The following is a 19,565-nucleotide window of genomic DNA, read 5'->3' on the forward strand; positions in this document are numbered from 1 at the left end:
GGCAGGATGTATCTTTCCGTACAGCTAAGCTATTACCCGCTGGCCGATGATTTTAAGCCAGTAGTGAAAGACGTAGTAAAACGTTTGGAAGCGACAGGATTAGAAGTACACCCTAATCGAATGAGCACCCAGGTGTTCGGGGAATTCGATGCGGTGATGGCCGCTTTAAGCGACGTCATGAAGTGGTCGTTTGAGACTCATGGAAAAGCGGTTTTTACAGCTAATTTCCTCGAAGGCGATCGGCGTCCACGTTAAAGAAACGCCGCCCGATTTGGGCGGCGTATATGTTGGCGCTAATAACGGCTAAACCAGCGATTCCAGGCAGGATTCAATAATATCCAGCCCTTCGTTGAGGACGCTGTCTTCAATTGTGACAGGCATCAAAAAGCGAATCGTATTGCCGTACATGCCGCAGGAGAGCAGGATTAATCCCTCTTCACGGGCTTTCTTACACAGCGCTGCAGCAAGTTCAGCATTGGGCGTGCGATCCGTTTTGTTCGAGACCAGCTCAAATGCCGCCATCGCGCCCATGTTGCGCACATTATCGATGCAGTCGAACTTGGTCTGCCACTCGCCAAAACGAGCCGCTAGCTTTTCACCCAGCGTTCGGCTTTTCTCAAGAATATTTTCCTCTTCGAACACTTCCATTACGGCCAGTGCCGCGGCGCAGGCGGTGGGGCTGCCGGTATAGGTGCCGCCCAAAGAGTTGGGCCCAGAGGCATCCATAACCTTGTCGGTGCCAACAATCGCAGAGATTGGCATGCCGTCGGCCATACTCTTCGCCATGGTCATCATGTCCGGTTCAACGCCGCTGTGCTCAATGGCGAACATTTTGCCGGTTCGGCCAAAGCCAGACTGCACTTCATCGATGATCATCAGCATGCCATGCTCATCGCAAATTTCGCGGATTTTCTCCAGGAAACTTTTAGATGCAGGATAGAAACCACCTTCGCCAAGCACCGGCTCCAAGACAATCGCGGCGGTATCTTTTGGGTTAGCGTCGGTTTTCAGGGTCATTTTCAGACCACGAATGGCTTCGTCTTCGCTGACGCCGTGGTAGGGCACCGGATAAGGCGCGCGGAATACCGTGCCTGGCATCGGGCCAAAATCGGTTTGATACGGGGCAACTTTGCCGTTCATGGCCATGGTGTAGAACGTTCGACCGTGATAACCACCGTCAAAACAAATGACGTTAGAGCGTCCGGTAGCAGCGCGGGCAATTTTAACGGCATTTTCCAACGCTTCTGCACCGGAGTTAGCCAGCATAACTTTGGCGTGGCCACGAACAGGTACGAGGTGACTAAGTTTTTCAGCCACTTTCACATAGCCTTCATAAGGCATGACCGTTTGACAGGTATGCATCACCTTATCCAGTTGGGCTTTCACTGCAGCAACCACCTTGGGGTGACGGTGGCCTACGTTCAAAACGCCAATACCGCCTGCGAAGTCGATAAAGCGATTGCCGTCGGCATCCCAAATCTCAGCATTTTCAGCGCGATCTGCAAAAGCAGTGGCGGGGCTGGCGGCGCCCGCTGCGACATACTTCTGCTTTAGTTCGTTTAGCTCGGCGTTGCTCATGGCTCAACTCCTTTGGGTGTTGGATGTTGCCTGTGAGAAATATGCAGTGTCACAGCTAATATGACAGGTTCGGCCTTCATTGTTTCAGATTCGTTATGTAGGCGATAAAACGGGTGTAGTGGGTAGTCGTTAAAAGACAATCGGTAATAGGCAGTCTGTAATGGGTTTGCATCAGTAGCTTGATGCTTCTAAGCCTACACATACCTCTTCTCTTAAGTCTAATAATCGAGAAGTTAAGTCTGGGCCTAAGGAATTAATAGCCGGTTTTGCGTAGAAAAAACCCTGTTGGCGAGCAATGCCCGCCCGCGCTAGCCATAGTGCTTCCTCGCGTGTTTCTACCCCTTCAGCAATGAGTATCATGTTCAATTCGTTAGCTAGTAAAATGATAGAGTTGAGCAGCGCTTGACGACGCGTATCATGGTCGCAGTTCATTACCAGCTCGCGGTCGATTTTGAGCTTGTCCGGCGTTAGATCAGTCAACAGATCCAGGTTGGCATAGCCATTGCCAAAGTCATCAAGGGCCGTTTTAAAACCCATTTCGCGATAGGCTTCGATGATATTGCGAAGGTGCTGGCGGTCACGTACGCGTTCGGTTTCAGTGATTTCAAAAATTAGCCGATCCATTGGCCATCCAACGCGTCGAGAAACATCAAGCGTTGCTTGTATGCAGGCTTCAGGTTCGTAGACAGCATTGGGTAAAAAATTGATTGATAACGCCGTTGACATATTCAGAGCGCTTGCCATCTCAATCGCTTTAACGCGACAAGCTTGATCAAATCGGTACAGTAGGTCATCAGTCACCTGAGAAATAACGCTCCAGGCAGATTCGCCATTAACCCCTCGTACAAGCGCCTCATGTGTCACTACGCGAGCAAGTGACACGTCCACAATGGGTTGAAAGGCCATTGTGAAATCAAAAGGAAGATCCCCCTCGCATCGTTTACAGCTACCGTCTACCCGTGCGCAGTGACCCATGAAATCCCCCTGTAGCAGTGCGCCAAATTACCCGCTGGCCGATTTACGTTAGCCATTGCCGATTAATTTAAAATTTTTTTTAACTATTTAATCATAGACGAAAACAGTTTAGTCGCTTGTTAACTTTTCGTATAGGTTTTGTATAGAAATTATTGAGTGCGCTGAGCCGACAAAAAAGCGCCCAAGCGGGCGCTAAGATGAATCGTTAGCAGATATGAAGAGAGAAAGGATAAAGAGCGTTAAATAATGCCTGCTTGTTGCAGAGCGTGGCGCTGTTCGCTGGTAATGCCAAGCTCGTCAAGCACCTGTTGGGTGTGCTCACCCAGAGAGGGAGGGGGAGTCTGGGCACTGATGGACTCGCCGTTGATACGGATAGGATTCGCGACTAAGTCGACGTGACCGGCTTGGCTGTGGGGAAGCCTTTGCTTCAAGCCACGTGCCTTAACATGGGGGTCGTCAAAAACGCGATCCAACGTATTGATTGGCCCGCTAGGCACACCGGCAGCTTCAAAGACAGCCAGCCATTCATCGGTTTTCTGCGTCAGTAACACGGCTTCTAATAGAGGAGCCAATACATTGCGGTACTGTACTCGTGCGCCGTTGGTGGCGAACCTTGGATCCAGCGGCAGCGTTGGCTGATCGATCACTTGGCAGAAACGCTTAAACTGCTCGTCATTCCCAACGGCAACAATCATATGGCCATCAGCAGTGGCAAACGCTTGGTAGGGAACGATATTGGGATGTGCATTCCCCAGCCGTTGAGGTACTTGACCGGAGGTCAAGTAGTTGAGCGCTTGGTTCGCCAGTACGCCCACCTGAACGTCCATCAACGCCATATCAATATGACATCCAACGTTGCTATCGCGGCGCTGGTAAAGCGCTGCTAGGACTGCATTGGCGGCATATAGGCCGGTGAAAATGTCGGTAAAGGCAACGCCGATTTTGACGGGACCACCGCCGAGTTCATGGTCAGGCTTGCCGGTTAGGCTCATAATACCGCCCATTGCCTGAATCATGAAGTCGTAACCAGCGCGGTGTGCGTAAGGACTTTCCTGGCCAAAGCCGGTGATTGAACAGTAGATAAGCCGAGGATTCAGTGTCTTGAGGCTCTCATAGTCCAGACCGTACTTCTTTAAACCGCCAACTTTGAAGTTTTCAAGTAACACATCGGAGGTGGCGACGAGCTGCTTAATCAACGCCTGACCTTCAGGCTTGGCCATATCGACGGTGACCGAGCGCTTGCCTCGATTGGCGCAGAGATAGTAGGCCGACTCTGAACTGCCAGAGAGCCATGGAGGGCCCCAGTGGCGAGTGTCATCTCCGCTGATGGGGCGCTCTACCTTGATCACATCAGCCCCCATGTCTGCGAGCATTTGCCCGCACCACGGGCCAGCCAGTACACGTGAAATATCGAGTACTTTGATGCCTGCTAGTGGCTTGGCTGCTGTGCTCATTAGGTGCCTCACTTGTCGCTCGCCGTTTAGAAAAATGCCTGAATACCGGTCTGGGCACGGCCCAAGATTAAGGCGTGTACATCGTGAGTGCCTTCGTAGGTGTTTACCGATTCCAAGTTCACCATATGGCGAATAACGCCGTACTCATCGGAAACGCCGTTGCCGCCGTGCATGTCACGAGACTGGCGAGCGATATCCAGCGCTTTACCGCAGTTATTGCGCTTGATTAGTGAGACCATCTCCGGTGCCCAATTGCCGCTATCCATCAGTCGTCCTACCTGAAGCGCTGCCTGTAAGCCCAGGGTAATCTCGGTTTGCATGTCTGCGAGCTTTTTCTGGATTAGCTGATTCGCAGCCAGTGGGCGGCCAAACTGTTTGCGGTCTAAGGTATATTGGCGTGCGGCATGCCAGCAGAACTCAGCGGTACCCATGACGCCCCAGGCAATGCCATAACGAGCTTTATTCAAGCAGCCAAAGGGGCCTTTTAAACCGCTCACGTTAGGCAAGAGGTTTTCTTCAGGTACAAAGGCATTGTCGAGTACGATTTCACCGGTAATGGAGGCGCGAAGTGACACCTTGCCTTCAATTTTGGGTGTGCTGAAGCCTTCGGTGCCGCGCTCAACAATAAAGCCTTTGATTTGATTATCGTGGGCGGCGGACTTTGCCCAAACCACCGCAATATCGGCAATCGGGCTGTTGGTAATCCACATTTTGGCACCGGTTAAACGGTAGCCACCGTCAACTTTTTCTGCCCGAGTGATCATTGAACCAGGGTCTGAGCCATGATCAGGTTCGGTTAAACCAAAACAGCCGACCATTTCACCGCTGGCGAGTTTAGGTAAATATTTATGCTTCTGCTCTTCAGAGCCATAGGCTTCAATCGGGTACATCACCAGTGATGACTGCACGCTCATGGCTGAGCGGTAGCCTGAATCAACGCGCTCTACTTCTCGGGCAATGAGTCCGTAGGCCACATGATTCACACCTGAACCGCCATATTCTGGGGCGACGGTTGCACCTAGCAGGCCAAGCTCACCCATCTCGCTCATGATCTCACGGTCAAAGCGCTCTTCACGAAAAGCACTTAGCACGCGTGGCTGCAGGTTTTCCTGACAGTAGTCATGGGCTGCATCACGAATTTGGCGCTCTTCATCAGTGAGTTGGTGTTCGAGCAGCAGCGGGTCGTCCCAGTTGAAGCGGGTCATGGCGTGAACTCCTACATAGTCATTTCGATATGATTCAATGTATCGTCGTTTTGTTAAAATATCTACATTTTAAAATAAAGAATTTAATTGATCCCACGTTCCTTGAGAACACGGGTAATAATCGGGACAGGCGTCATTAAGTGATCACGCATGAGGTTGGCGGCCTGCTCTGTGTCACGAGCCAGGATGACATCCACCAGCGCGGCATGCTCTTGTCTTTTTATTTCAAGTGCTTGGGGTGACATGACTGTTTCCTGCAGCCACAAGTGGCGATAGCGTTCTACCTGATCAAACAACGTGTCGCGCATTTGTAACAGGTGCGGCGAGTTGCAGCCGCTAGCAATGGCGGTATGAAATGCCTTATGGCGTAGATCCCATCCATCAAGCAGCTCATCTGGGGAACTTACCTCTGTCACTTTAGCTAGCCGATGAGCGGTGGCGAGGACGTTGGCTTCCCAGTCGTCGTCGCCGCGCTCAATGGCTAAGCGCAAAATCAGGCCTTCTAGCTGAGCACGTGCGTCGTAAATATCGTTCAGCTCGGCCAGCGACATGGGGGCAACACGATAGCCACGCTGGCTAATCGCAATCACCAAGCGGTCGGCAACTAATTGGGAAAGTGCTTCGCGTAATGGGCCGGTGCTAGCGCCGTAATACTCCTTGAGGCGGCTCATTAACAGCTTCTCTTCAGGCGCATAACGGCCGCGAATGATGTCGTGCTTCAGGGCGCGGTAGGCACTGATGGCTAGGTTCGGGCGCGGCGCATCGAGCTCCATGATATCTCCTTAGGCCAACGTTGGACGTGGGGGCTGCATTCACTAATCGCTATTATCAATAAATTTTAGACATTTGGCACAGGTAACGACATTTATACGGGGGGCACCGGCGAATAGCGTTGTATTAGCATCTCACGCTAAAGCCGTGCTAACTTCATTGCACCGCGTTTGCTTGCCGTTTACGGTAACCAGAGGCTGGGACTTCACACCTCCTTATCGTCAACCATACTTATAAGTCCAAACAGGACGGAGGAACCGCTCATGCGAACTCTAAAATATACAGTGGCAGCATCTATGTTGGCTGTTGCACTGCCAGCTAGTGCGCAACAGCTATCAATTGCGACCGGCGGTACCGGCGGGGTTTATTACCCGATCGGCGGTGGCTTCGCTGAAATGATTAATAACCATATTGAAGGCGCTCAGGCGACTGCAGAGGTGACCGGTGCCTCAGTCGAAAATATGGGGCTGATCATGCGTGGCGACGCTGATTTGGCGCTAGCGCTGGCTGACACGGTCTATCAGGCTTATAACGGCAGCGGCGATTTTGAAGGTCGTCAGATTGAAAATACCCGTGCACTGGCCTCTGTTTACCCGAATGCGGTGCAGTTAGTAACGCTGGCTGAGTCGGACATCGAGACCATCGCAGACTTAGCCGGGAAGCGTGTGTCTGTCGGTGCACCAGGCAGTGGCACCGAACTAAATGCGCGGGCCGTTTTGGAAGCCAACGGCATTAGCTATGACGATTTTACCCCTCAGCGACTCAACTTTAACGAAACCGCAGATGCCATTCGTGATGGTGATATCGACGCCGGTTTCTGGAGCGTTGGCCCCCCCACCAGTTCTATTCTTAACCTAGCTGCTACCCGTGATATCCGCTTAATCGGCCTCTCCGATGAAGAAGTTGCCAACGCACAGGAAGCAGAAGCGGTGTTCGCGCCCTACGAGCTGGCAGCGGGCATGTATGACGGTATGGACGAGTCTGTTCAGACCATCGGTATTCCCAACGTACTAGTGGTGAATTCTGATATGGACGAAGAGCTCGCTTACCAGCTGACTCAACTACTGTTTGAAAATACCGACGAGTTGATTGCTGTTCATCCTGCCGCCAACGACACTACCATTGAGTTCACTATGAACTCTACGCCTGTGCCGCTACATCCGGGTGCGATTCGCTACTTTGAAGAAGTAGGAGCGGATATTCCTGATCGTCTGCGCCCTTAACGGTTATAGGGTCTTGCCATAAGACATTGCCATAAGGATATTGCCATGCAGTGGCAACAACGACTGATGGCGCTACTTTTTGCATGTCTACCGCTCGCCGAAGTGGGGGCTTCCCCCGCTTCGGCGAATGCGTCTATGCGTTTAGCTGTGGTGACTGAGCAAGGGAATATTCTCGTGGATGAGCCGATGCCTTCAGAAGGGCGCTGGTGCATCCAGTGGCAACACTCAGTTGAGCACTTTACGGTATTGGATTGCTATCGCAATGCGGCAGGCGTTATGCAACTTGAACGTAGTCATCAACCAGACTTTGCTGCAGGCCTTGGTCACATCTTTGGCCGTGGGGAGCAGGTTTCAGACGGTGACGGCGGATATTGGATTAATGCTATTAATGAGCCTGTTGCGAATAACCGTTATGTATTAAGAGTCGGTTCTTCTACCGTCAATCACCAAGTGGTGTGGCCAAACGGTGAGCATTCACCGGTGAGTTTAAGTGAGTACGCAGCCGGGCAACGTGTGATTATCCAATTATTATCACCTAGCACCGCTCCGCGTGAATAAAAACGATAGTAGTTAACGCTTCCGAGGACGTTCATGAACGAATCCACTCCACCGCCGGTTGTGATGCCCGGCGCGAATGCGATGCAGCCCCGCATGGTTCTGTGGTGTATCACCGTGGTTGCGGTGGGGCTTTCACTCTTCCAGCTCTATTCTGCCGGCATCCAGCCCCTAGGGCTTTTTTACCAGCGTAGCATTCACTTAGCACTGATTATGTTGCTGGCGTTTTTGATGTTTCCTGTGTTTGGGCCAACGCGCAAACGTGGAGTGCTGGGGTGGGGCATTGATCTAATTTTCTTTGCTGGGGCTTTGACCACCGGTGGCTACCTAGTGCTCTTTTTAGATGAGATTATCAATCGAGCCGGCTTCTGGAGTGACACCGATATTTTAGTGGCCTGTATTGCGACGGTTACCGTGTTGGAAGCAAGTCGTCGAGCCGTTGGGTTTGGCATGACGGTGATCGGCCTGCTTGCCATTATCTACGCATTTGCCGGGCCTAGGGGCGAACTGCCATGGCTAGGCGAATGGATGCCGGGTATTTTGGAACATCGAGGCTACACCTTGGAGCGCGTCGCAGGGCAGCTCTATTTAGGACAAGAAGGCATCTTTGGTTTGCCCTTGGGGGTTGCGGCGACCTACATCTTTATATTCGTACTCTTTGGTGCCTTTTTGGAAAGCACTGGCGCAGGTAGGTTTTTTATTGATATGGCCTATGCTGCTACTGGTCGCCAGCGGGGCGGCCCCGCGAAAGCTGCCGTGCTGGCTTCAGCGGGTATGGGGTCTATTTCGGGTAGTGCGATTGCCAATGTGGTGACCACTGGGGCATTTACCATTCCGCTGATGAAAAAGCTCGGTTATCAGCCAAAGCAGGCGGGAGGAATAGAAGCGGCCGCCTCTACCGGTGGGCAAATTATGCCGCCTTTAATGGGGGCGGGAGCGTTTTTAATTGCTGAATATACCAACACGCCCTATTTAGAAATCGTTAAAATCAGCATTCTGCCGGCGATTATGTACTTTGCAACGGTGTATCTATTTGTCCATATCATTGCATTGAAGCAGGGTATGCAGGGGTTGCCGAAAAACGAGCTGCCGCAAATGCGCCAAGTTATGAAAGATGGCTGGCACTTCCTTCTTCCTCTAGCGGTGCTGGTGTGGCTGCTTGCGATGAGTATGTCGCCGATGCGCGTGGGATATTACGCCGTGGTCACCATCATCGCTGTGGCGGTTCTTCGCTATGCGCTTTGGTACTTCTTCATTGCTCCCAAGCAAGGTCAGCCGGTCACCATTAGCCGCACCAAAGGCGTGGTGTGGGCGGGGTTAGTTAAGCTGGTTCAGGGATTGGAGCTTGGTGCACGAAATGCCGTCGCGGTTTCTATGGCTTGTGCCGTGGCGGGGATCATTGTCGGCGTTGTGGGTCTGACAGGGCTAGGGTTGAAGTTTTCCTCAATGATGCTGGCTTTCTCTGGCGGCAACCTAGTGTTGGCGTTGGTGATGGTGCTGCTGGCAAGTTTGATTTTGGGGATGGGACTGCCGGTTACCGCCAGCTATATTGTCTTGATTGTGCTGGTGGGCCCAGCACTGACCGCTGAGTTTGGAGTACCGCTACTAATCGCTCACTTAGTGGTGTTCTGGTACTCCCAGGATTCTAATGTGACACCGCCTATCGCTCTGGCCGGTTTTGCTGGGGCGGCAATCGCAGGTAGTAAACCGATGGAGACTGGCTTCCAAGCCTGGAAATTTGCCAAAGGTCTCTATTTGATCCCGCTATTTATGGTGTTTAATCCAGAAATCATTGTCGGTGGCCCGGTTCATGTAGTGATTTGGAATGCACTGATTGCTATTCTGGCGCTGTGTGCTTTTGCTGCTGCGCTTGAAGGCTACCTGTTTACCAGAATGTCTTGGTTACCGCGTTTGGCGATTGGCGGCGCTATCGTTGGGGTATTTTATCCGAATCTGCTAACTGAAATGGCTGGGGTGGTAGTGATGATGGCCGCGATTGGTGCCAACTGGTTTGCCAGCAGGCGGGAGCCCCAACCGATGAGCGGTTAACCGCAGCACTTAATTCGTATCATTAAAAAAGCCCGGAGACCGTAAGGTCTCCGGGCTTTCTCATTGCACAGGTAATGCTTTAGAAAATGGACTCTGCGGTACCAGAGCCCTGCGAGCCGCTAGCTTCTTCCAGTTCACGACTAATGCGACGTTGCTGGTAGCCGGGAAGATGATCGCGGTGGAAAAGCTCAGAAATGCCCCCTGACTGGCCATCTGCCAAGCGGTGTCCAGTGCTGGGATCTATCCGTGCGGTGACAATAGTATCGGGGCGTTCGGGTAGCGCTGAGGGGGTGCCTTCTAGTGCATCACCCATAAAATCAATCCAGATAGGTAGTGCTGCATTAGCGCCATATTCAGCGATGGTCTCGTTGCTGTCTTTACCTACCCACACCGTCGTTACCAAGTTGCTGTTAAAGCCTGCGAACCATGCATCACGCTGGCTATTGGTGGTGCCTGTTTTGCCGACGATATCATCGCGGTTCAGACTAAGAGCGCCACGGCCTGTACCAGACGTGATGACGTCGCGAAGCATGTCGCGCAGAATATAGACAGCAGCAGGATCAGCTACGCGAGGAGCAACAGGGTACTCTTTACCGTCGATTTCAACCGTTTCCTGCCCATCAGCACAGCTAGGGCAGGCAACCTGAGGTGTTGCCTCATCCACTAGCTCTTCATCATCGTTACGCGTGACGCGTTCGATGAACCAGGGCGCGACCTGGAAGCCGCCGTTGGCAATAACGGAATACGCGTTGGTCATTTCCATCGGCGTTAAACTAGCGCTGCCCAAGGCGAGAGATAGCCCGCGTGGTAGACGGGTGGGGGAAAAGCCAAACCCTTCTAAATAGCGAATGGTATGGTCTAGCCCCATGGTTTGAAGCACACGAATAGTGACCAAGTTACGCGAACGAGCTAGCGCTGGGCGCAAGCGCATTGGGCCTTGGAAGTCACGGCTTGAGTTGACGGGACGCCACAATGAATTACTGCCGTCATCCAGTACAACGGGAGCGTCATTGACTACGCTCGCTGCGTTCATGTCACCGTCTTCTAAGGCGGCAAGATAGATGAACGGTTTAAAGATAGAGCCTGATTGGCGTTGAGCCTGGACGGCGCGGTTGAATTTGCTGGCATTGAAATCAAACCCGCCTTGTAGGGCCAAAATAGCGCCAGTGCGCGGGTCTTGGGCAACCAAAGAGCCTTCGGCGTCCGGGCGCTGTGATAGGCGTAGGGAGCCGTCTTCGTTTTCAACCACGCGGACTAGATCGCCGCGAACAGCAATTTGCTCTGCACTGCTAGGCTCGGCACCGCGACTGCGTGGGCTCAAATAGGGGCGTGCCCAGCTTAGACCGCTCCAGGGAATCGTTTGCAGCTCGCCACCGCGGGTAAGTACCTGCATTTCACGGCCACTGCTCTCAACCACAATCGCCGGCAGAAGCAGGCCGTAGTTGGGCGTGCGCTCTAATACCTGCAACCAGTTGCTGACGTCGCCATCGACACCTTCAACTTGTGTCTGGCTACGCTCTGCTGCCTGGCGGGCGGTTTGACGAATTTCGGGTGACTCTGAAAGCTCTTCTTCAAGGCCTTGAGTAGCGGTTTGCTCTTGCGCTTCTACCAAGCTAGCTGCGATATCTTGCTGTTCTGAACCACGCCAGCCATGGCGAAGATCGTAAGCCAGCAGGCCATTTGCCAATGCTTGGTGAGCATGAGGCTGCATTTCGCTATCAATCGTGGTGTAAATTCGGTAGCCACCGGTATAAGCCCGATCTCCAAACCGCTCAACGGCATATTGGCGAGCCATCTCTGAAACATAAGCTGCGTCTACTTCAGTTTGGGTGTAGTGTCGGCGAGCCGTCACCGGCTCCTGCACGGCCGCTAGATAAGCATCATTATCAATATGCCCTAGCTCGCGCATGCGGAACAGAATCCAGTTGCGGCGAATAAGCGAGCGCTCTGAATTAGCCAGCGGATTAAAGGCCGAAGGTGCTTTAGGCAGCCCTGCGATCATTGCTGTTTGAGCTAGAGTCAATTCAGCCAATGGTTTGTCGTAGTAAGTTTCTGATGCGGCAGCAATACCATAGGCACGATGGCCGAGGAATATTTTGTTGACGTAGAGCTCGAAAATTTCATCTTTATCAAGAATTTGCTCCATTTGTAGGGCAAGCAAAATCTCACGAATTTTTCGAGTAAATGTCTGATCGAGCGTCAACATATAGTTACGCGCAACCTGCATGGTGATGGTCGAGCCGCCTGATTGAATGGCACCGCCACTCTGAGCTAGTTCAACCGCCGCCCTAGCGATACCACGGGGATCAACGCCCGCGTGCTCAAAGTAACTGGCATCTTCCGCTGCGATCAGCGCGTTGATCATATCCTGCGGGATGTCAGCAAAGTCAACGGGCATACGCCGCTCTTCGCCAAATTCACCAATGAGTTTGCCGTCATTGGTGAAGATGCGAAGCGGAGTATGGAGCTCGAAATCTTGCAACTGGCGTACATCAGGTAGGCCAGGAGAAAAATAGATAGCGGCACCCACCACTGCCAACACGGTGGCGCCAATGAGCGCAACGATTAGCGAGAAAAGTGACAGGATGAGGGTTCGAAAAAACGTCATGAACAGAGTACACCCGTGGAAAGGAGAATAGACACGGTATCTAAACGACCGTATCACGCAATTGGCTGCCATTATAGGAAGGCGAGGCAGCGGTCACCAGTGTTGATATGCCGTAATGCCATTCGCGTGTGACTTCACTGAAAATCATGTAACCTCGAAACTCGCACTATAGGCAGGCGGAGCCGAACTCAGGATGCGTTTACTCAAACCCGGTAAAGGGTTGATTGGAGTCGATATTACATCGGCGACCGTCAAGCTGTTAGAGCTCAAACAGTACAACGATAACTATCAAGTAGAGAGCTATGCTGTTCGGCCGCTGCGAGAGGGTGCGGTGGTTGAGAGGCGCATCCGCGACATACATGATGTGGCCAGTGTGCTCCGCCGTGCTGTTGAGCATGCAAAGCCCTCTACTCGTAAAGCAGCAGTGGCCGTTCCAGCGAGCGCTGCTATTACTAAAACGCTTACTTTTCCTGCTTCGTTAAGCGAAGAGGAAATCGAAGAGCGAATAATCGCCGAATCAGACCGCCATATTCCCTTTCCGTTCAGTGAGGTGGCATTTGATTTTCAGTGCCTGGGCCCAGCTCCTTTCGATGAGGACCAGCAAGAAGTTATTTTAGTGGCGTGTCGTCAGCAAGATGTGACCCAGCTTACTGAAACGCTAGAGCTTGCAGGGCTTGAGCCTGCCGCTGTAGATGTAGAAACATTCGCGATGGAACGTGCGCTGGCTGAGCTGCGTCGGCAGCTAAACGTAGAAAACGATCCAACGGCTTGCGTGGGGTTAGTTGATATCGGGGCCAATATGAACGCCTTCCATGTTGTGCGTGGGGGGCACATTGTTTATAGCCGCGATACAGTGTTTGGTGGGCGTCAGCTAACAGATACGATCCGCGAGTATTACCACATGAGTATAGAAGAGGCTGGATTTGCTAAAAAGCGCGGGGGCCTTCCAGACGATTACCAGGAAAAGGTGCTCACGCCTTTTCTAGAAACGGTGGTGCAACAGGTAGGGCGCTCGCTGCAGCTTTATTACACCGCTGGTCGTCAGCATGAGGTGCAACACATAGTGCTGGCGGGTGGTTCTAGTGTCATTCCTGGCCTTGCAGAGCGAATTGCTGATGATAGCGGTATGTCGGTGACCATCGCCAACCCGTTTCAACGTATGCGCATTAACAAACGGCTTAATAAGGAAGCGTTAAGCAACGATGCCCCAGCGATGCTAACGGCGGGTGGATTGGCGATGCGAGTTAGCCAATGAGCATTAATATCAATCTTTTGCCCTGGCGTGAGGCACGGCGAGAGAGGCGGACACGGCAATTCTACGGCGTAATAGTGTTTATGTTGCTGGCGGGCATGGCGTGTGGCTTTGCGGTATTGCACGTACATCAACAACAGTTAGCTGCCCAGCAACTGCGCAATGCCCATATCTCCGCTCATATAGAGCAGCTAGACAATGAAATCGCTGATGTGCAGCGCTATCGGGGTGATACCGAGCGATTGGGAGAGCAATTAGCACTCTTTCACACGCTGAATGCCGAGCGCATGAGTACAGTAAGGTTGTTTAACGATATCGCTGCTAGCGTCGCTGATGGTGTTGTCTATCAGCGCCTATCTCGCAGCGGACAACGAGTTAGTCTTTCAGCGGTCGCTAGCAGTGAACGTCAGATTTCTGAGCAGCTGCGCCAAATTGCAACTATGCCAGGGTTAGGTGTGCCTCTGTTTTCCGAGGTGGCCAGTGGTCAGGATGAGAGTCGGCGTGTTTTTCAGTTTGAAGTAATGCAACTGTCTCCTGAGGAAGCGGTTTCCATGGAGACAACACCATGACATCTATTCGTCAACGCGTTAAAAATGACTGGCAGCGCCTGAGAAACGTTGAATGGCAATCGTTGGATATCAAAGAAGCAGGTGAGTGGCCTTGGCTGCTTAAAGCGCTGCTAGGGCTATTTGTTTTTTTACTTGCTTTTATAGGTATCAACTGGTGGCTGGTGGGTGAGGCTCGCGATTCGCTGGCGACAGAGCAGCGCCAAGAAGAGCGTTTGTTGATCGAGTATCGACGCAAGGCGTCTGAGGCTGCATTTCTGCCGGATATTCGCCGCCAGTTGACCATTCTTGAAGACCAGATGGTGCAGATGCAGGCGATGCTGCCAACCAGTGCAGAAATTCCTTCTTTATTAGATAGCATTAGTGACGCTGCTATCGAAAATCGGCTAACCATTGAAACTATCCGTTTGCGGCCTACGGTGAGTAACACGCACTATATTGAGCACCCTTTAGATATACAGGTGCGCGGTGATTACCATGCTTTGGCGCAATTTGTTTCGGATATCAGCGATTTGGCGCGAATTATAACCCAGCATGATTTTACTCTAGTGCCTGTTGATCAGAATGGCGACATGTTGCGAATGTCGCTGCTTGCACGCACTTATAGCTACAAGGCAGCATCGCAAGAGGGGAGTAGCACGCCATGAAGCGTTTGTTAAGCGTGCTGTCTCTAGCTGGTTTGGCTGGCTGCAGCGACCCTCAGCTAGGGCAGTTAGATCAAACCCTTGCAGAAATACGCCGTGCTCCTGGTGGGAAAGCGCCTGAGATAGTGGAGGCACTGCCAGAGTATCAGTCGCTAGATTATCGCTTTAGCGATGCGCGGAGCCCCTTTCTAGCGCCGGAAGGGATTCGCGAAAACGTATTGCAAGTAGAGCAGACAATGAGCGAGCTTGCTCCCGATCAGCAGCGCACCCAAGAACCTTTAGAACGCTTCCAGCTCCAGACGTTACGCTTAGTGGGTACGCTTCGTATGAGAGGTCAGAACGTCGCATTGATTGCACCTCCCGAAGGAGAGATTGTTAGTGTTCGGGTAGGCAATTATTTAGGCGCCAACCATGGGCTTATTAACCAGATTGGGCCGCGAGAAATCACTATTGTTGAACGTATTTTCAGCCCTCAGCAAGGGTGGCAAGAGCGTCAAGCAACGCTCACCCTTGAGGAGTAGCCTTTTTACTTGTTACCGGATATCACCCTATGGTTGTCACATTTCGCCGAATTTTGCTGTTGTTGATAGCCTTGGTGCCGTCGCTCAGCATGGCATCAGTGCTCACCGATTTAGATGTGCGCCAAACCAATAGCGGTGACGTGGAGCTAGTGCTGCAATTTAGTGGCGGCGTTGCCCAGCTAAGAGGCTATCGATTAGACGCACCTCCTCGTCTAGCGCTTGATTTAGCCGATACACAAAGTGCGATTGCCCAACGCCGTATTGCCGTTAGCCGGGGTGGTGTAGAGCAAGTGACGGTGCTGGAAGGCAGTGGGCGGACGCGTCTCGTGGTTGATTTGAAAGAATCTCTTGATTACACCTCACGCGTGGTCGGTGACCAGTTAAAAATCACGCTAGCATCAAGTAGCTCTGTGCCAGCGCCCCAGCCTTCCCAGGCTATCCAGGAGCCGCGGATTGAGAATATTGATTTTCGGCGTGGAGAAGATGGTGCCGGGCGTTTAGTGGTGACGTTTGATCGTGCGAGCGTGGTCACTAACGTGCGTGAAGGTAGTGAAGGCAGCGTCATAGCGGAGCTGCGTGATGTAACGCTACCTGATGCGCTTAACCAAGTTTACGATGTCACTGATTTTGCGACGCCGGTAACCCGTATTACCCCTCGTCTTAGGCAGCGTGATGTGCGGCTGGAGCTGCAAACCAATGGCCCCTTCGCGATGGTCTCATCGCAAAGCGGGCGTACGTTGACGATTGAAGCGCAGCCCGTTAGCCAAGCGACGCAGCAGGATCGAGAGCAGCAGGGGGAGTCTTTTACCGGAGAGCGGTTAAGTCTAAATTTTCAAGATATTGAAGTGCGTGCAGTGCTTGCCACGTTGGCGGAATTTACCGGCCTGAATCTAGTAGCCAGTGATAGCGTTTCTGGGCGCATTACGCTTAACTTAAACGATGTTCCCTGGGATCAAGCACTAGCGTTGATCTTGCAAAGCCAAGGCCTGGCAAGCCGAGAACAGGGTAATGTGATCGTGGTGGCGCCTGCCAGCGAGCTAGCAGATCTCGAACGCCAAGAGATAGAGACACGCAACCAGCGCCAAACGCTGGCACCGTTAGTCACAGAGTTTATCGAAGTAAAGTACGCGCGTGCCGAAGATCTTGCCCAACTGTTGCGTGGTGGCGACGGCTTTGGGCTGTTAACCGACCGAGGGCGAGTTAGTATTGATCAGCGCACAAACACGTTACTGGTGCAAGATACTGCAGAGCAGGTGCGCGATATTATCCGCACTTTAGACCGCTTGGATGTCGCCGTCCGACAGGTGCAAATTGAGGCAAGAATTGTCATAGCCCGAGATACGGCATCCCGGGAGCTAGGGATTAACTGGGGTGTGTCGAGTACCCGCGGCTTTTTAGAAAACGATGATGGCACATTTTCTCGGCGCGACATCAACCCTAACAGCATCAACCGTGCCCAAGGTGGTCTCGCAGTAGATTTAGGCTCAGCGGCGGCTGCCAACACGGGTTTTAGTTTTGGTTATTTATCAGGGGACGTTCTGCTAGATCTTGAGTTGCGGGCGCTGGAAAGTGAGGGCAAAAGCCAGACGATTTCTCAGCCCCGAGTGATCACAGCTAACCAACGAACCGCTATTATTCGTCAAGGTGAAGAGCGTGCTTTTCAAAGCGTAGACGCACAAGGAAATCCAGATACGGAGTTCAAGGAGGCTGAGCTTTCCTTGGAGGTAACGCCACAAATTACCCCGGATAACCGCATCATCATGGACTTGGTGATTAAAAACGATAGCTTCCGGGAAAGTGAGTTTGGTGGTGAGCCGCCGATTGATACCAACCAGATAGAGACGCAGGTGCTGGTCGATAATGGGCAAACGGTAGTGTTAGGCGGAATTTTGACAACTGAGCAGTTGAGTCAAATAGCGAAAACACCGCTGCTAGGAGATATTCCTTGGCTTGGGCGGCTGTTTCGCTATACCGAAGAGAGCAATGAAAAGGTAGAGTTATTGGTCTTTATTACTCCACGACTACTTGATGATGGTTTGGCGGTTCGCTGATGCAAGAGTTACCCAATATTTTTTTAATTGGCCCTATGGGGGCTGGCAAGAGCACGATAGGCCGCCTGCTTGCGGCTGAGTTATCGCGCTCGTTCTTTGACAGCGATCACGCCATACAAGACCGCTGCGGTGCGGATATCCCCTGGATTTTTGACGTTGAGGGAGAGCCCGGCTTTCGTCAGCGCGAAAGTCAAATGATTGACGAGCTCACACAGTTGTCCGGCGTGGTAGTGGCTACCGGCGGTGGCGCAGTGCTACGTGAAGAAAATCGGCGTGCTCTGCGTGAACGAGGAACGGTGGTTTACTTGCTGACCACCGTCGATCAGCAACTGAAACGCACCGCCAAAGATCGGAATCGACCGCTATTGCAGTGTGATAATCGCGAACAAGTGTTGAACGATATGTTTGCTACACGGGATCCACTGTATCGAGCGACGTCCGACATTACGGTGCGAACGGATCGGCGCAGCCCACGTGCGGTGGTCAACGAAATTCTGCGTCGTGTCCATCGCATGGTGGATCCTTTGGAAATTGCGCGGGCTCAAAGTAAAAAGGTATCACAATGACTGAAATGACAAGTGCCCAGCGTACGCTAACCGTCGCATTGGATGAGCGTAGCTACCCGATACATATTGGTGTTGGGCTTCTAAGGCGCGCCAATATGCTGGAGCCTTATCTCGCTGGTCAGCAGGTGATGGTAGTAACCAATGAGACTATCGCACCGCTTTATTTAGACGCGCTTTGCGCTGGTCTGCCTGATCATTTAGACATTCGCACGGTAGTGCTGCCTGACGGGGAGCAGTATAAAACCATCGAGCAGGTAAGCCGGATTTGGGATGCGCTGTTAGAGGCAGGTTTCAATCGTCGCTGTACGCTGATTGCCTTAGGTGGCGGTGTGGTTGGCGATATGGTTGGTTATGCAGCGGCAGCTTATCAACGTGGCGTTGCCTTTATTCAGGTGCCTACTACGCTATTATCCCAGGTAGACTCTTCGGTGGGTGGGAAAACCGGTGTTAATCACCCGCTGGGTAAAAACATGATTGGTGCTTTTTGGCAGCCAAAAGCCGTCATCGTGGATATCGACACCTTGACTACGCTGCCCAGCCGCGAGCTTTCTGCAGGCTTGGCAGAAGTGATCAAGTACGGGTTAATCCGCGATGAGCGTTTCCTAGGCTGGTTAGAAGAGAATATGCAGGCGCTACGTAGTGTTGAGCCTGCGGTGATTGCGGAAGCGATTGCCCAAAGTTGCCAGATTAAAGCCGACATTGTGGCGGAAGACGAAACTGAGCAGGGCGTTCGCGCGTTGCTGAACCTGGGTCACACGTTCGGTCATGCCATTGAAGCTCATAAAGGTTATGGCAACTGGTTGCACGGTGAGGCCGTGGGTGCAGGCATGGCGATAGCAGCAACGCTCTCTCATCAGCTTGGCTGGATTGATAGCAACGCCCTCGCGCGTGCTAAGGCGGTTGTTGAAAGCGCTGGACTACCGCTAGCCGCGCCTGCCGGAATGTCTGTAGATGACTTTTTAGCCCGCATGAAGTTGGATAAAAAGAATATTGATACTCGTTTGCGTTTGGTGCTGCTCAATGCCTTGGGAGACGCCTGTGTAAGTGATGCCACGCCGCCTGATATGCTGCGTGAGCTACTTCATCACTATCCACGCGATTAAATGCCTAGGCGTATTGGCTATACAATCAAAAGCCAGTATGGGTAAGCAGTATTGATAAACGGTGCTTATAAACAGTACTTACAAACAGTACTTACAAACAGTATTTATAAACAGTACTTATTAATAGTATGAATAGACCGTATTGCTAAACAGTTTTAACAAACAAGGCTGCACAGAAAACCCACCATCGCGTGGGTTTTTTTGTTGTCTGGCCGTTAAGTGATGATCGTTCTGTATGTAATCCGTATGACTTATGCGCTATCGGCATGGGGGTTTTGGGGCAATTAATACTAAAGTCTAGTTATGCGTTTTTATCGTTTAAAAAACGTTTAGCCACTTTGCAAGTGGTTGAAGTTAATATGTTTTTTTATTAACTGAGAATGCAAATGCAAGATTTGACAAGGTTTTTTAAGGATTGGCGGGTTCTGGGTGATTGCGCTACAC

General features: G+C 52.0%; 17 protein-coding genes. 11 read left to right on the forward strand and 6 right to left on the reverse strand.

The window, feature by feature from the left end; genetic code table 11:
• Nucleotides 1-6: 6 nt before the first annotated feature.
• Nucleotides 7-255: a YkoF family thiamine/hydroxymethylpyrimidine-binding protein gene (locus B6A39_RS03310; RefSeq protein ID WP_030069625.1), complete on the forward strand. Its 249-nt coding sequence runs from the start codon at nucleotides 7-9 to the stop codon at nucleotides 253-255.
• Nucleotides 256-303: 48 nt separating this feature from the next.
• Here the strand turns inward: B6A39_RS03310 and gabT are convergent, their stop codons facing one another.
• The 5 genes from gabT to csiR all read right to left on the reverse strand — a co-directional run bounded on the left by gabT (nucleotide 304) and on the right by csiR (nucleotide 5,985).
• Complete coding sequence (gene gabT, locus B6A39_RS03315) at nucleotides 304-1,578, reverse strand: 4-aminobutyrate--2-oxoglutarate transaminase (protein ID WP_083001331.1); 1,275 nt, start codon at nucleotides 1,576-1,578, stop codon at nucleotides 304-306.
• 171 nt (nucleotides 1,579-1,749) lie between these two features.
• Nucleotides 1,750-2,553 carry an EAL domain-containing protein gene (locus tag B6A39_RS03320; RefSeq protein WP_083001334.1) on the reverse strand — a complete coding sequence of 268 codons (804 nt, stop codon included), beginning with the start codon at nucleotides 2,551-2,553 and terminating at the stop codon, nucleotides 1,750-1,752.
• Nucleotides 2,554-2,792: 239 nt separating this feature from the next.
• Nucleotides 2,793-4,007 (reverse strand): CaiB/BaiF CoA transferase family protein, encoded by a 1,215-nt coding sequence (locus B6A39_RS03325; protein WP_083001336.1) that lies wholly within the window; start codon nucleotides 4,005-4,007, stop codon nucleotides 2,793-2,795.
• 26 nt (nucleotides 4,008-4,033) lie between these two features.
• Nucleotides 4,034-5,212, reverse strand: coding sequence for an acyl-CoA dehydrogenase (locus B6A39_RS03330; RefSeq protein ID WP_083001338.1), 1,179 nt, complete (start codon nucleotides 5,210-5,212; stop codon nucleotides 4,034-4,036).
• A gap of 83 nt (nucleotides 5,213-5,295) precedes the next feature.
• Nucleotides 5,296-5,985, reverse strand: coding sequence for a DNA-binding transcriptional regulator CsiR (csiR, locus tag B6A39_RS03335; protein ID WP_083001340.1), 690 nt, complete (start codon nucleotides 5,983-5,985; stop codon nucleotides 5,296-5,298).
• Between the two features lie 261 nt (nucleotides 5,986-6,246).
• Here csiR and B6A39_RS03340 point away from each other — a divergent pair, with 261 nt between their 5' ends.
• The 3 genes from B6A39_RS03340 to B6A39_RS03350 are packed head-to-tail and all read left to right on the forward strand — an operon-like array spanning nucleotide 6,247 to nucleotide 9,810.
• The gene (locus B6A39_RS03340) at nucleotides 6,247-7,206 is read left to right on the forward strand and encodes a TAXI family TRAP transporter solute-binding subunit (protein ID WP_083001342.1); all 960 of its coding nucleotides are present in this window, start codon (nucleotides 6,247-6,249) and stop codon (nucleotides 7,204-7,206) included.
• A 45-nt stretch (nucleotides 7,207-7,251) separates the two neighbouring features.
• Entirely contained in the window at nucleotides 7,252-7,764 is a 513-nt protein-coding gene (locus B6A39_RS03345) for a DUF1850 domain-containing protein (protein ID WP_083001344.1), read from the forward strand.
• Between the two features lie 33 nt (nucleotides 7,765-7,797).
• Nucleotides 7,798-9,810: a TRAP transporter permease gene (locus tag B6A39_RS03350; RefSeq protein WP_083001347.1), complete on the forward strand. Its 2,013-nt coding sequence runs from the start codon at nucleotides 7,798-7,800 to the stop codon at nucleotides 9,808-9,810.
• Nucleotides 9,811-9,889: 79 nt separating this feature from the next.
• On the opposite strand, the gene B6A39_RS03355 is transcribed toward B6A39_RS03350, so the two are convergent.
• Nucleotides 9,890-12,418, reverse strand: coding sequence for a penicillin-binding protein 1A (locus B6A39_RS03355; RefSeq protein ID WP_083001349.1), 2,529 nt, complete (start codon nucleotides 12,416-12,418; stop codon nucleotides 9,890-9,892).
• A 193-nt stretch (nucleotides 12,419-12,611) separates the two neighbouring features.
• Between B6A39_RS03355 and pilM the strand changes: the two genes are divergently transcribed.
• From pilM to aroB, 7 genes are read left to right on the forward strand one after another with little or no spacing between them, the layout of a single operon-like run.
• Entirely contained in the window at nucleotides 12,612-13,673 is a 1,062-nt protein-coding gene (pilM, locus tag B6A39_RS03360) for a type IV pilus assembly protein PilM (RefSeq protein WP_083001351.1), read from the forward strand.
• Nucleotides 13,670-14,239 carry a PilN domain-containing protein gene (locus B6A39_RS03365; RefSeq protein WP_083001354.1) on the forward strand — a complete coding sequence of 190 codons (570 nt, stop codon included), beginning with the start codon at nucleotides 13,670-13,672 and terminating at the stop codon, nucleotides 14,237-14,239. Before pilM ends, B6A39_RS03365 begins: the two co-directional genes overlap by 4 nt.
• Complete coding sequence (locus B6A39_RS03370) at nucleotides 14,236-14,883, forward strand: type 4a pilus biogenesis protein PilO (protein ID WP_083001357.1); 648 nt, start codon at nucleotides 14,236-14,238, stop codon at nucleotides 14,881-14,883. The genes B6A39_RS03365 and B6A39_RS03370 overlap by 4 nt, the downstream gene beginning before the upstream one ends.
• Complete coding sequence (locus B6A39_RS03375) at nucleotides 14,880-15,401, forward strand: pilus assembly protein PilP (RefSeq protein WP_083001359.1); 522 nt, start codon at nucleotides 14,880-14,882, stop codon at nucleotides 15,399-15,401. The genes B6A39_RS03370 and B6A39_RS03375 overlap by 4 nt, the downstream gene beginning before the upstream one ends.
• A gap of 29 nt (nucleotides 15,402-15,430) precedes the next feature.
• Entirely contained in the window at nucleotides 15,431-17,452 is a 2,022-nt protein-coding gene (pilQ, locus tag B6A39_RS03380; protein ID WP_083001361.1) for a type IV pilus secretin family protein, read from the forward strand.
• The gene (gene aroK, locus B6A39_RS03385; protein ID WP_083001363.1) at nucleotides 17,452-18,018 is read left to right on the forward strand and encodes a shikimate kinase AroK; all 567 of its coding nucleotides are present in this window, start codon (nucleotides 17,452-17,454) and stop codon (nucleotides 18,016-18,018) included. The genes pilQ and aroK overlap by 1 nt, the downstream gene beginning before the upstream one ends.
• A complete protein-coding gene (gene aroB, locus B6A39_RS03390) occupies nucleotides 18,015-19,121 on the forward strand; it encodes a 3-dehydroquinate synthase (protein WP_083001365.1) in 1,107 nt (368 codons plus the stop codon). Before aroK ends, aroB begins: the two co-directional genes overlap by 4 nt.
• Nucleotides 19,122-19,565: the final 444 nt, after the last annotated feature.

Source organism: Halomonas sp. GT (assembly GCF_002082565.1).
Taxonomy (GTDB): domain Bacteria; phylum Pseudomonadota; class Gammaproteobacteria; order Pseudomonadales; family Halomonadaceae; genus Vreelandella.